We start from the raw sequence: 11,802 nt of genomic DNA, 5'->3' as shown, positions 1-11,802 counted from the left end.
GTGCTTCGATATTTTGTCTGGCGCATCGCCGTGATGGTTCCAACACTGCTGGTCATATCGGCACTGGTGTTCACCATCATCGAACTTCCACCAGGCGATTATTTCGACAGTTATGTTGCCGAGCTTCGGGCTCAGGGCGAAGCGGTGGATTCCGATCGCATCGAGATGATGCGCGAGGAATATGGTTTCGACCAGCCACCGGTCATTCGCTACTTCTACTGGGTCGGCGGGATGCTGCACGGCGATTTCGGCTATTCCTTCGAATATGAGCTGCCGGTTCGCGACGTCGTCGGGGACCGAATGTGGCTGACGGTGCTGGTTTCCTTCGTCACGATCATCTTCACCTGGCTCATCGCCTTTCCGATCGGCATGTACTCCGCCACGCATCAATACAGCTGGGGCGACTACGGCCTGACTTTCTTCGGCCTTCTCGGCCTTGCCATTCCGAACTTCATGCTGGCGCTGATCCTGATGTATTTCGCCAACATCTGGTTCGGCACATCCATCGGCCATCTCATGGACCAGCAATATCTCGGCGAGCCGATGAGCTGGGCCAAGGCGAAGTCGATCCTCGCCCATCTCTGGATTCCGGTCTTGATCATCGGCACCGGAGGCACGGCAAGCATGATCCGGCGGCTGCGCGCCAATCTTCTCGACGAACTACACAAGCAATATGTCGTGACGGCGCGCGCCAAAGGACTTCATCCGTTCAAGGCGCTGGTCAAATATCCGCTGCGCATGGCGCTCAATTTCTTCATTTCCGACATCGGCTCTATCCTGCCGGCCATCATCTCCGGCGCCGAAATCACGGCGATCGTACTGTCTTTGGAAACGACCGGGCCGATGCTGATCAAGGCGCTGCAAAGCCAGGACATGTATCTGGCAGGGTCGTTCCTCATGTTCCTCGCCTTCCTGACGGTCATCGGTGTCCTGATTTCCGACCTGGCGCTGGCGCTGCTTGATCCACGAATTCGTTTGCAGGGCGGCAGCACCAAATGAACACGCATTCACCCCTGCCCGCTCCGGGTGCTCCACTGCAGCACTACGTTTCCACCGCGCCCTTTGACCTGCAGTCGGTCGAGGCGATGACGCCGGAGCAGTCGAAGGTCTTTCAGGCGTCGCAGTTGCGGCTGATGTGGTGGAAATTCCGGAAGCACCGGGTTGCCGTTATATCAGGCATATTCCTGGCAGCGCTTTATTTCGGGATACTGATCTGCGAGTTCCTGGCGCCCTACAATCTGCACACGCGCAACATGGACTACATCTATTCGCCGCCGCAGCGGGTGCACCTGTTCCACGACGGCCAATTCGTCGGTCCGTTCGTCTATGGCCGCCAGATGACGCTGGATATGGACACGCTCAAGCGGAACTACATCGAGAAAAAGGATGATGTTCAGCGGATCCGTTTCTTCTGCAAGGGCGACAGTTATCAGTTCTGGGGCTTGATCGAAGGTGACAGGCATTTTGTCTGCCCTGCCGAAAACGGCCAGCTCTTTCTAGCCGGCACTGACAGGCTGGGGCGCGATGTGCTCTCGCGCATCATCTATGGCGCACGCATTTCACTGACAATCGGCCTCGTCGGCATCAGTTTCAGCTTCCTGCTCGGCATTGTCATCGGCGGACTGGCCGGCTATCACGGCGGTATCTTCGACCTGATCGTTCAACGGATAATCGAAGTTCTGCAATCGATCCCCAGTATTCCGCTATGGCTGGCCCTGGCGGCGATCATGCCGATAACCTGGAGTCCGATCCTGATCTATTTCGGCATCACCGTGATCCTCGGGCTGCTCGACTGGACCGGACTGGCGCGGGCCGTGCGTTCAAAGCTTTTAGCCTTGCGCGAGGAGGATTACGTTCTGGCCGCGCAATTGATGGGCGCCAGGAGCAGCCGCATCATCGGGCGGCATCTCATTCCCGGCTTCATGTCGCATCTGATCGCGACGGCGACGATCTCCATCCCCGGCATGATCCTGGGCGAGACGGCGCTGAGTTTCCTCGGGCTCGGCCTGAGGGCGCCGATAACCAGCTGGGGCATCCTGCTCACCGAGGCGCGCAGTGTCAGCGTCATCGCGTTCTATCCATGGCTGCTTTTGCCGATGCTCCCCGTCATTCTCGTCATCATGGCGTTCAACTTCCTCGGCGACGGCTTACGGGACGCCGCGGACCCCTACAAGTGAGATCGCTGTTCCGCCGCGCGGCCCTGCCGACGACTGCGCCCGGTATGACGCTTGTCGGCGGCCGGTTGGGTTATTGCAGGGTTTGTCGTTCGCCTCTATATGCGGCAAGCCTCGATCGGGGCTGCTGGTTCAGGACATAAATCGCATATGAGTCGCCTTGATAACTTCATCAGCAGGATGACCGCACAGCGCGACATTCTCAATCAAATCTGCCCCGAGGTGGCGAAGATGGAGGGGCTTGTGCTCGAGCTCGGCCTCGGCAATGGCCGGACGTTCCACCATCTGCGCGAGCGCCTGCCCGGGCGCCGGATCGTGGTGTTCGACCGCGAAGTTGGCGCACACGCCAGCTCAATTCCCGAAGCTGAAAACCTCGTGCTCGGCGAAATACGCGAGACGGCCCGCAAGTTCATTGGCATCGACGCCGCTCTTGTTCATGCCGACATCGGCACCGGCTATGACGATCGCGATGCAGTGACCGCTACCTGGCTTCCCGATCTGATTGCGCGCATGCTTCGCGTCGGCGGCTTCGCGGTCAGTGGCACGCCGCTCGATCATCCCCTGCTGCAACGCCTCCCGCCGCCGACTTCGGAGCCCGCCGATCGTTATTTCCTCTGCAGGCGCGTCTGAGGGGCCGAGACGACCCAAATCTTCAGGGGCCAAATCTTCAGGGGCCAAGTTTTTCAGGGAATCGTATAGACTGCTATCTCCCGCTCAATGCCGCGCAGCGATACCTCGTGGGGCACGGGCGTCAGTGCGTTCCTGTGCAGCAGATCGGCGGTGAGATTGTCGTCAACCACCGCACGAGTGGCGAAGATCGCCTGTGCGTTGGCAAGGTTCTGGACCCGCGAAGCAATGTTGACCGTCTGGCCGAAATAGTCCTGCCGCTCGTTCATGGACACGGCGATGCAGGGGCCGGCATGGACTCCGATCTTGAGCAGCAGATCCTCACGCCCGCTCTTGTCGTTGAGCTCACGCATGGCATCGCGCATTCTGAGGGCCGCAGCAATCGCACGATCAGGCGTCGCGAAGGTCGCCATCACCGCATCACCGATCGTTTTCACCACCGCGCCAGCCTCCGCCGCGACGATCTCGTGCAGAACCTGGAAATGCTCGCGCACGAGATCGAAGGCTGAAAGATCGCCCACCCGCTCGTAAAGCTCGGTCGATCCGCGCAGGTCAGTGAACAGGAAGGTCAGGCTGGTGATCTTCAGGCGCTGGTTGATGTCGAGTGTATCCGTGCGATAGAGATCGCGAAAAGTCTGGTTGGTGAGCAGGCGCTTGGCGGTCAGGAAGGGCCGGCGTTTGCCCAGGAAATCATGCAATTCCTGGCCGGCGATGAAGACCGTCGGCAGCACGCGGGCATCGGTCCTGTTCTCCAGCGAAATGCGCAACGGGCCGGGTTGCATCTCCAGCGTCTGGTTCTGGACATGGTCGCGGTCGAACACCAAAGAGAGGCTTCGGCGCTCTTTTGTTGGTTCGCCCTTCCCGTCGATGAACTGCACTGAATGGGTGACCGGCTCGAAGACGATGACGAATTCAGACGGAAGCTGTATGGGCAGAACCGCCTTTTCACCGGGGGCAAGCTCGATATCCTCCAGCGAGAACGCTTCCATCTTTTTCGCGAAATCCTCTTCCGGCAGATCGACGCCGGACCCCCAGTAGATCTGGCGGAAATATTCCATCAACGGCAATTCGTGTGGATTGTGGGCGGCAATCCTACGCACGCGGGGGCTGACGGTGAATGTCACCTCGACCATCTCGTCGAGGGTCGCAGAATAGCCCTCGGAGCACAGTGCGCAGGTGTATTCGTCCTTCTGCAAGGTTTTCAGCGTGGCGTTGGTGTCAAGCACGCCGCCACAGCCGGGGCATAGAACATTCCAGGAAATGTCGAAGATGCCCACCCGTGCCGCATGGAGAAAGGCGCTTATGGCGCGCTCCTCGTCGAGGCCATGCTTGCTGGCGAAGGCGGGCGCATTGATGCGACAAAGCTCGCGGTCGTTGCCCTCCTCGATGGTTCGTTTGATCGCGTCGATTGCCAGTGGATCGACATCGGTCGATTGGCGCAGAAGCGAGAATAGATCCTGAGCTTCGTTCATCATGCAGGCTCCGGGAAATGCACCCTAGAGGCGTGTTGGCCGGACCGGTTTTCGGTCCGAGCGCTCCATCTTACTTCGAAACGGACCGTACGGCCATTCGAATGGATAAGCCGGTGACAGTTCAATTTCCATTCGGGCGGATTTTCACCGGCCGCAAGCGGCATTATGATAAGTCCATGGGGAATTCATCTCTGGGACTTTCCCCCATGCCGACATCCGACAATCCGCCATTTCCCGCGGCCCTGCGCCTTTTTTCAGTGGGGGTCATCATCGTCCTCATCGTAGGCGCCGGCCTGTTTTTCGCGCCGGTGCTGGTCAAGCCGCGCTGGCCTTGGGCCGTCACGCCGTTCAATGCCCGCTTCCTCGGCGGCTTCTACACCGCCGAAATGGTCGTGATGGCGGCGCTGCTGGTGTGGAACCGCTGGTCGCCCGGCAGGCTCGTGCTCGTCATGGCCTTCATCTTCACCGTCATCGTCTCGGTGGCTTCGTTCATCAATCTCGGCTATTTCAACTTCGAGCGCAAAGCGCCCTGGCTCTGGTTTTTGGTCTATCTTGCTTCGGTCGCGGTATCTGGGCTGTTTCTGTGGCGGACCAGGGGGCGCCCTTATGCAAAAGGCGTGACCTTAAACCCCGCATGGCGCGGCTACATGCCGGTAGAATCGGCGATCCTCGGGCTTTATGGCGTCGGCCTATTGCTGTTCCCCCTGACATTCAGCAGCATCTGGCCATGGCCGGTCGATGCCTTTCACGCTCAGGTCTATAGCGCTATCTTCCTCGCCGGTGCGGGCGGTGTGTATCTCGTCTGGAGAAGCACGCCGCGCGAGGAACTGCTGGTGCTCGGCCTAGCGCAGTTTCTGGTTGGCCTGCTTGCCATCCTTGGCGTCGTCATCACCGACGCTGCGGTGCACCGGATCGACTGGACGGCGACCGGGACATTGTGCTGGCTCGCCCTTTTCGGCTGGATCGGCATCAGCGGCGTCTTCAAACTCTACGCCGCCTCCCGGTATTTTAGCTCGCAATCGGAATCATAGGTTGCAGAGACGCTGGATTTTTAGGTGACGTCCGGTGCATCGTGCCGGGCCGATTGCCTTCGCCAGGAGCGCCATGACCAGCACGACCTCGCCATCCCAAGGGAAAATCCAGCCGCAGCTCCGGGCCGTCCGGCCAAGCGATGCGGAGGCGCTCTGCGCTATCTTCAACATGCCGGGCTTCCGCTGGGGCACGCTCAGAATGCCCTTCGAGATGGTGGAGCAGGTGGAGCGGCGCATCGCTAAGTCCGGACAGGAAACCACCTGGATCGTTGCAGAGCTGGACGGCAAGGTCGTCGGCCATGGCAGCCTGGTCGTGCAGGGTTCGCCGCGCCGTTCGCATATCGGCGAGATCAATATCGGCCTTGACGATGCCTTTGTCGGCAAGGGCATCGGCTCTGCCATACTTGGCGCGCTGCTTGACGTGGCCGACAACTGGCGCGCTCTGAAGCGGGTCGAATTGACCGTCTATGCCGACAACGAACCGGCCGTCCGTCTCTACACAAGCCACGGCTTCGAGGTCGAAGGCCGGCATGTGAAGGCCGGTTTTACCGACGGGCAGTACCACGATCTTCTGAGCATGGCACGGCTGCGGTTCTGAGATCCGCTGTTTAGTTGATGATCTATGTGTGGGCGGCCGCATCCGGCAAGTCTGGTCTCACTTGGCGTTTGCACCGCAAGCGGCTAGACGGGACCAATGACCGCCGACCCAACCCCTGCGCCTCCGGTGGAAATTTTGGCTGTGCTGTCGCTGCTCTGCCCGGAAGTCGTACGTGACATCGAGCAGAACTGGAATGCACCGGTTTCCGATTATGCTCGTCATCTGTGGCGGCCGGTGGCAAGGCCTGCATCGGGCCCGGCGATCGCTGCCCGCTCGATCCTGCGCGAAGTCCTGCATCAGCGCCTTGCGGTGATCATGCAGCCTGAAGAGATCGGCAGGGCCCTCGAAGAATTCGAGCACAGACCGGTGATTCAGTCCGGCCTGCACTGCCTGCTTCTGATGGACCGGATCACCTTCGATGCCCTCCTGCTTGCCTGGCTCGGAGCGGTCGAAAACGGGCTGTCGGCCTTCTTCGGCTTCATGGGAACGACGATGACCATGGAGACAATTGGCCGGGAGGGGCCGGGATGGCTCGACGTCGGCGACGACAAGGTCAACCTGTTTGGCATCGGGCGCCACAAACTGTGCCGCAAAAGCGCCTGCGCGGCCGGTCCCGTCTCCCTCAACAAGCGCGCGCTCGAAGCGGTGGGCGATGAAACCGATGCCAGCCGCTGGCTGGGCACACTGCTTGCCAGTCAGGACAAGGTGTTTGGAACCGCCGCCGATGCCCTTACAGCCCTTAACGAGGATTTGGTCGCCGATTGGGATCGTTCCGGCATGGCCCTGCCGGTTTTCATCGATGATCGGCTCGCTGCGGCTGTCGTGGCGCGGCATCTAGAACATGATGGCAGCCTTCTTTCCAGGCTGCTCACCGAGCCCGCAAGGCGCCAGCGTCTTGAATGTGCCTTGCAAGCGGTCGCATCGAGCCCATTTGGCAGATTCCTGCCCAATGCCACGGCCTATTTCTGGGGCGTCCGCGAGGAGCGCGTGCGCAAGCTTGTCCTCGAGAACGGGCACCTGATCGAGCCTGACAGGCCGCATGGTCTTTCCATCCCGTTCGAGCGGCCGCATCTCAGGCAGGCGCTGCTGGACGGCGTGCTGCTGCCGAACTTGTTCCTGATGTTCCTCGTCCTTGCCATATTGCCGCGCGTGCGGGTTGTGGGCGGCCTGAGACAGATTGGTTATGTAGCGCTTTTCCACTCTATCCTGCTGGCTGCGCTAGATGAAAACTCGCCGGAAGAGCGCGATCTGGCTGCGGAGCTGCAGGTTCGGGAGAATGCCTGGGGCATGCGGGTCATCGATGAAAAGATCTCGGTCCGCGAGCAGCTTGCCGGCCTGCCGGAAGGGGCGCTCTTCCCGGACCTGCTCCGGCAATACCGTTCGCGGACATTTGCCGAGACGACCGACGACCTGAAACTGGTTCGCGAAAACGCCCGATGGCGCAAGATCGGCCAGGCAAAGATCAAGGCGAGCTGAGCCTTACTTCAGGTTGATTTTCTGTACGCAACCGCAAGCGACGGCGATCTATGGGTGAGCCTCTGGCGTCTGATCCGGCCGCTTCCTTGGCGCTGATGCCTTTCGGGATTTCGACGACGGCTTCCGCCTGATCGGCAACACTCTGCCACGCCACCCATACTGATCGCTTGATGCCCATTTGTGCTGCCGCTTGCTGGTCGACGGTTATCGGTTCATCCTTGTGAAATACCCTGGTCGTGAAGTGCGTAGCGAGATCACGCCGTCACGGCCCCTTGTGAGGTCATGTCCTATGGACTGCTCGGGCTGCGGTTTCGAGGTTGAGGGCGGTTACGCTTTCTGTCCGAGGTGTGGCAGGCGCCAGCCCGTGCCATGCGCTAGTTGCGGCTACCCCTGCGCACCTGATTTCGAGTTCTGTCCGAAATGCGGGGCAAGCGTCGGTGCGCCCGCAAAAACCGTCGAAAGGCCTGCTCCCACACCAAGCCGGACCGTTGTGCCGCCTTCTCGAACTCCGTCGCTGCGCCCGAACATCGAAAGCGAAGATGGCCTGCATCCCGTCTCTGACGCCGATCGTCGGACCGTAACAGTTCTGTTCGCTGACCTTTGTGGCTTCACGACACTCAGCGAGCAGCTCGACCCCGAGGTCACGCAAGCGCTGCAGAATGAACTGTTCAAGGAATTGACTGCGGCCGTGCGAAACTTCGGTGGTTTCGTCGACAAATTCATCGGCGATGCACTGCTCGCCTTGTTCGGTGCGCCGGTTGCGCATGAGGACGATCCGGAACGTGCGCTTCGCGCCGCTCTCGACATGATCGCCCGGACGGCGCGGCTCGGCGAAAGCACCTTCCACTCCGGCTCGCCTCTGTTACTCCACATCGGCATAAACACTGGTCCCGTCGTTACTGGTGGATTGGGCATCGGCACCGCCAAATCCTATTCGGTGACCGGCGACACAGTGAATACGGCGCAACGCCTGCAATCACTGGCCGCACCGGGTGAGGTGCTGGTAGGCGAGCTCACTCACAGGCTGACCCGGCATGCCTTCTCTTACGAGTCGCTGGGTGATGTCGTGTTTCGCGGCAAGGCTGGCAGTGTGCTCGTCCATCGACTGGATGCACCGCTTGCGGCGCCGCGTGCCGCGCGTGGGCTCGAGGCGATCGGCCTCAGTGCGCCGATAATAGGTCGTGGTGCGGAGCTCAATAGAATGATGGCAAGCCTTGACCAGGCGTGCAGCGGTTCGGCCCAACTTGTCCGCCTCGTCGGAGAAGCCGGTATCGGCAAATCGCGGCTGGTGAAGGAGTTCGTCGCCCGCGTCGGCGACGAGGATCGTTTTCGCAACGTCGCCGTGCGGCTAGCCACCTGCTCACCACTGGGCGAACAATCATTTGGCGCCTTGGGCGCAGTGGTGCGCAGCGCTGCCGGGATGATGCAGAACGACAATGGAGACGAAATGCGGGGGAAGCTCGCAGGCTTGCTTACCGATCTCGGCCTGCAGGGCGAGGAGGCGACGCGACTGATGCCTTTGCTCTACCATGTGCTTGGCCTTGGCGACCCCGATGCCACCTTGCAGCATGTCGAGCCCGAGCAGCTGCGGCGGCAAATTCTCTACGCAGTCCGCACAATCATCGAACGGCGGCTTGCGTTGTCGCCGCTGTTGATAGTCGTCGAAGACCTGCACTGGGCCGACGCCGTGTCGCTCGAGGCACTGCGTTTCGTGATGGACAGGTTGGAACGCACGCGGTTGATGGTGCTGGCCACGCATCGTCCGGCGCCGGACGACGCCCAACTCGACTCAAGTCGGGTCAGTCACACAGCGCTCAGGCTTTCGCCGCTCAACAAAGAAGACGGACGCAGCCTGCTGGCGGCGCTTTTTGGCGAGAGCTGGGTAAACTCCGCGGGAGGGCTTCTCGACCAGATCCTCGAGCGCGCGGGCGGCAACCCGCTTTTTGTCGAGGAGATCGTTCGCGGCCTTGTCGATCGCGGTGTACTGATGCGCGAGGGCCAGCGATGGCGGACTGTGTCGGGCGATGTCGCAACCGGCATTCCCGCCACTATCCAGGCAATGTTGCTTGCTCGCGTCGACCGGCTGCCCCCAGAGGTGCGCCGGTTGGCCCAGGAAGCCGCGGTAATCGGCCCACGCTTCGATGCCACACTTCTGAAAGCCGTGACAGCCGATCCGGGCCGGCTGGAAGCCGGCTGTGAACTGCTTTGCGATGCGGAAATCATCGAGGAAGTTGCCGGATCAGGCTCGGTCTCGTCGCAAAGCTACCGCTTTACGCAAACATTGCTGCAGGACGTGATCTACCAGAATCTGCTCCTGCAACGCCGGACGGACATCCACGGGCGGGTCGGTGCTGCCATGGAGCAACTGTGCGGCGACAAGCCGGAACGGCTCGAGGATTTGGCTGTGCTCGGTCATCATTTCGCACAGAGCGCCGAGCGGGAGAGAGGCGCGCATTACCTGCAGGCAGCGGGCGATCGCGCTCGCATGATATACGCCAACGACGACGCCCTTCGTTTCTACGAGCGAGCACTGACTGCGTTGAGCGCGATCGGGCAAACACCGCTCAAACTGGCAATTGCAGAGCGCATTGCCGATTTGAGCGGCCCGGCAGGCCGCCGCGAGATCGCGCACCACCACTACGAGACGGTGTTGCAGGCATACCGCGAGTCAGCCAATCGTGTCGCGTCGGCGCGCGTTTTGCGTAAGATCGGTCGGCTGCTCTGGGACGTCGGCAAGCGGGACAACGCAGAATCCCGCTATGCTGAAGCGGCAGCGCTCCTCGATGGAGCGGATGCCCCGATCGAGCAGGCGCATCTCTGGCAAGAACGTGGCCGACAGGCGTTCCGTAGCGGAGATCACGCGCTCGCGGCAAAATGGGCAGACGCGGCGCTGGATTGCGTACGCTCTCTGACAACGGAGCATGTCTCCGAGGTAGGGCGCGATGCCACTCTCGTGACCGCCGAGGCGCTTAATACCAAGGCTGTTGCGCTGGCTCGTCTCGGGCAAAACCGTGAAGCCGTACGTCAGGTTGAACGTAGCATCGAATTGGCCGAAGCCGCCGGTCTACTGGGCGCGGCCTGCCGCGGCTACACCAATCTCGGCGTGCTTTACACGACCATCGATCCGGCACAGGCGATGGAGGTCTGTCGGCGCGGTCTTGAAGTGGCCCGCCATATTGGTGATTTGGGTTTCCAGGCGCGCCTCCTCGCCAATCTGGCGGTCGCTTGTTGTACTTTCACGGATCGCTGTCCAACGGAGGGCGTGCCTGCTGCCGAGAAGGCGATCGAGATCGACCGGGCGCTCGACCAGCGCGAGCATCTGCCGGTGCCGTTGATCGTGCTTGGGCAGATCCACCAGTGCAACGGCCGTCCGGAACTGGCGGTTGGCTTGTTCCACGAAGCACTCGACGTAGCCCGCGAAACGGGCGAGCCCCAACTGCTGTTTCCGTGCTATGATGGTCTCGCAACGCTTAATCTCGACCTCGACAATCTGGCCGAGGCCGAACGCTACTTTTCCCTGGCGCAGGGAATATGCGCCCAGCACGGGCTCGACCCGGAAGCGCTTGTGGTGCTGCCTTTTCTCGACTAGCCGGGTTGGAGGTTGGAAATGTCCGCGCGTGGTGACTTGGTACCGCTTCAGCCGGGCGACCGTGCGCCGAACTTGGTTCTCGACGCCATTACCCAGGAAGGCAAGATTGCGCTTGACGACTTTCGTGGACAAAAACCGGTGCTGGTCGGCCTGTTTCGAGGTCTGCATTGTGCGTTTTGCCGGCGCCATATCGCCGCCCAGGCGCGGTTTGATCCGGAACTGCGCGAAAAGGGCGTGGAGAGCCTGACGGTGGTCAACACGCCGATCGAACGGGCGCGTCTCTATTTCCGCTACCACCCGATACCGAATCTGCTCGCGGCCTCCGACCCTGAACGCGCTTCACATCGTGCTTTCGGACTTCCCAATCTCGAATTCACTCAAAACGAGACGAACTGGCCGTACAAGGTTTCGATGGCAGCGGTAAAGGATATGCGGGTCGACATACCGAGCGAGTTGCCCGGTCCTATGGATCCTCTGGCGGCCGGCGAAATCCTCGGCAAGAAGGACCCTTACGAACTGACCGAAGCCGACGAGCAGATGATGGCAACGGGACACGGACAACTGGTCGGTCAGTTCCTACTGGACCGGCAGGGGATCGTCCGCTGGAGCTTCACGGAGGTTCCAGAGGGTGGGCGATACATGTTTGCGGCGCCAAGCCCGCAGGAGCTGATGTCAGCCGTGTCCCAAGTCGCCCAATAGACAAGTCGCCCAATAGACTTGCGAACGAGGTAAACTGGCGGGACACTGAAGTGACACTGACAAGTTCACCGTTCATTCGAGAACAGCCTCGACAGTGGCGACAAAGTCATCGAGCGAGCGGTCCCCGCGAATCTCG

The 11,802-nt window shown here is 60.9% G+C and carries 9 protein-coding genes; 8 read left to right on the top strand and 1 reads right to left on the bottom strand.

Translation table 11 applies throughout. From position 1 onward, the window contains the following. The 3 genes from NKH73_RS21975 to NKH73_RS21965 all read left to right on the top strand — a co-directional run bounded on the left by NKH73_RS21975 (position 1) and on the right by NKH73_RS21965 (position 2,804). The gene (locus NKH73_RS21975) at positions 1-999 is read left to right on the top strand and encodes an ABC transporter permease (RefSeq protein ID WP_352936177.1); all 999 of its coding nucleotides are present in this window, start codon (positions 1-3) and stop codon (positions 997-999) included. Continuing rightward, positions 996-2,177 (top strand): ABC transporter permease, encoded by a 1,182-nt coding sequence (locus NKH73_RS21970; RefSeq protein ID WP_352936174.1) that lies wholly within the window; start codon positions 996-998, stop codon positions 2,175-2,177. Before NKH73_RS21975 ends, NKH73_RS21970 begins: the two co-directional genes overlap by 4 nt. Before the next feature lie 147 nt (positions 2,178-2,324). Continuing rightward, on the top strand, positions 2,325-2,804 hold the full coding sequence (locus NKH73_RS21965; protein ID WP_352936440.1) for a class I SAM-dependent methyltransferase: 480 nt from the start codon (positions 2,325-2,327) through the stop codon (positions 2,802-2,804). A gap of 53 nt (positions 2,805-2,857) precedes the next feature. Here NKH73_RS21965 and NKH73_RS21960 read toward each other — a convergent pair whose 3' ends face one another. After that, positions 2,858-4,273, bottom strand: a complete 1,416-nt coding sequence (locus NKH73_RS21960; RefSeq protein WP_352936438.1) for an adenylate/guanylate cyclase domain-containing protein — start codon at positions 4,271-4,273, stop codon at positions 2,858-2,860. Positions 4,274-4,479: 206 nt separating this feature from the next. Here NKH73_RS21960 and NKH73_RS21955 point away from each other — a divergent pair, with 206 nt between their 5' ends. The 5 genes from NKH73_RS21955 (at position 4,480) to NKH73_RS21935 (ending at position 11,666) form a co-directional block, all read left to right on the top strand. Further along, positions 4,480-5,304, top strand: coding sequence for a hypothetical protein (locus tag NKH73_RS21955; RefSeq protein ID WP_352936173.1), 825 nt, complete (start codon positions 4,480-4,482; stop codon positions 5,302-5,304). 73 nt (positions 5,305-5,377) lie between these two features. Next, a complete protein-coding gene (locus NKH73_RS21950; protein ID WP_352936171.1) occupies positions 5,378-5,902 on the top strand; it encodes a GNAT family N-acetyltransferase in 525 nt (174 codons plus the stop codon). Positions 5,903-5,998: 96 nt separating this feature from the next. Continuing rightward, complete coding sequence (locus tag NKH73_RS21945) at positions 5,999-7,378, top strand: hypothetical protein (RefSeq protein ID WP_352936169.1); 1,380 nt, start codon at positions 5,999-6,001, stop codon at positions 7,376-7,378. 289 nt (positions 7,379-7,667) lie between these two features. Continuing rightward, positions 7,668-10,967: an ATP-binding protein gene (locus tag NKH73_RS21940; RefSeq protein WP_352936168.1), complete on the top strand. Its 3,300-nt coding sequence runs from the start codon at positions 7,668-7,670 to the stop codon at positions 10,965-10,967. Between the two features lie 18 nt (positions 10,968-10,985). Beyond that, positions 10,986-11,666, top strand: a complete 681-nt coding sequence (locus tag NKH73_RS21935; RefSeq protein WP_352936436.1) for a redoxin domain-containing protein — start codon at positions 10,986-10,988, stop codon at positions 11,664-11,666. Positions 11,667-11,802: the final 136 nt, after the last annotated feature.

Source organism: Mesorhizobium sp. M0938 (genome assembly GCF_040319125.1).
GTDB lineage: Bacteria > Pseudomonadota > Alphaproteobacteria > Rhizobiales > Rhizobiaceae > Mesorhizobium > Mesorhizobium robiniae.
The sequence above is the reverse complement of the archived record's forward strand: the minus strand, read 5'-3'. Positions and strand labels throughout refer to the sequence as shown.

Excerpts from the sequence above, each read along its gene's own strand:
- NKH73_RS21970 (WP_352936174.1), top strand. The coding sequence starts at position 996 with ATGAACACGCATTCACCCCTGCCCGCTCCGGGTGCTCCACTGCAGCAC.
- NKH73_RS21965 (WP_352936440.1), top strand. The coding sequence starts at position 2,325 with ATGAGTCGCCTTGATAACTTCATCAGCAGGATGACCGCACAGCGCGAC.
- NKH73_RS21960 (WP_352936438.1), bottom strand. The coding sequence starts at position 4,273 with ATGAACGAAGCTCAGGATCTATTCTCGCTTCTGCGCCAATCGACCGAT.
- NKH73_RS21955 (WP_352936173.1), top strand. The coding sequence starts at position 4,480 with ATGCCGACATCCGACAATCCGCCATTTCCCGCGGCCCTGCGCCTTTTT.
- NKH73_RS21950 (WP_352936171.1), top strand. The coding sequence starts at position 5,378 with ATGACCAGCACGACCTCGCCATCCCAAGGGAAAATCCAGCCGCAGCTC.
- NKH73_RS21945 (WP_352936169.1), top strand. The coding sequence starts at position 5,999 with ATGACCGCCGACCCAACCCCTGCGCCTCCGGTGGAAATTTTGGCTGTG.
- NKH73_RS21940 (WP_352936168.1), top strand. The coding sequence starts at position 7,668 with ATGGACTGCTCGGGCTGCGGTTTCGAGGTTGAGGGCGGTTACGCTTTC.
- NKH73_RS21935 (WP_352936436.1), top strand. The coding sequence starts at position 10,986 with ATGTCCGCGCGTGGTGACTTGGTACCGCTTCAGCCGGGCGACCGTGCG.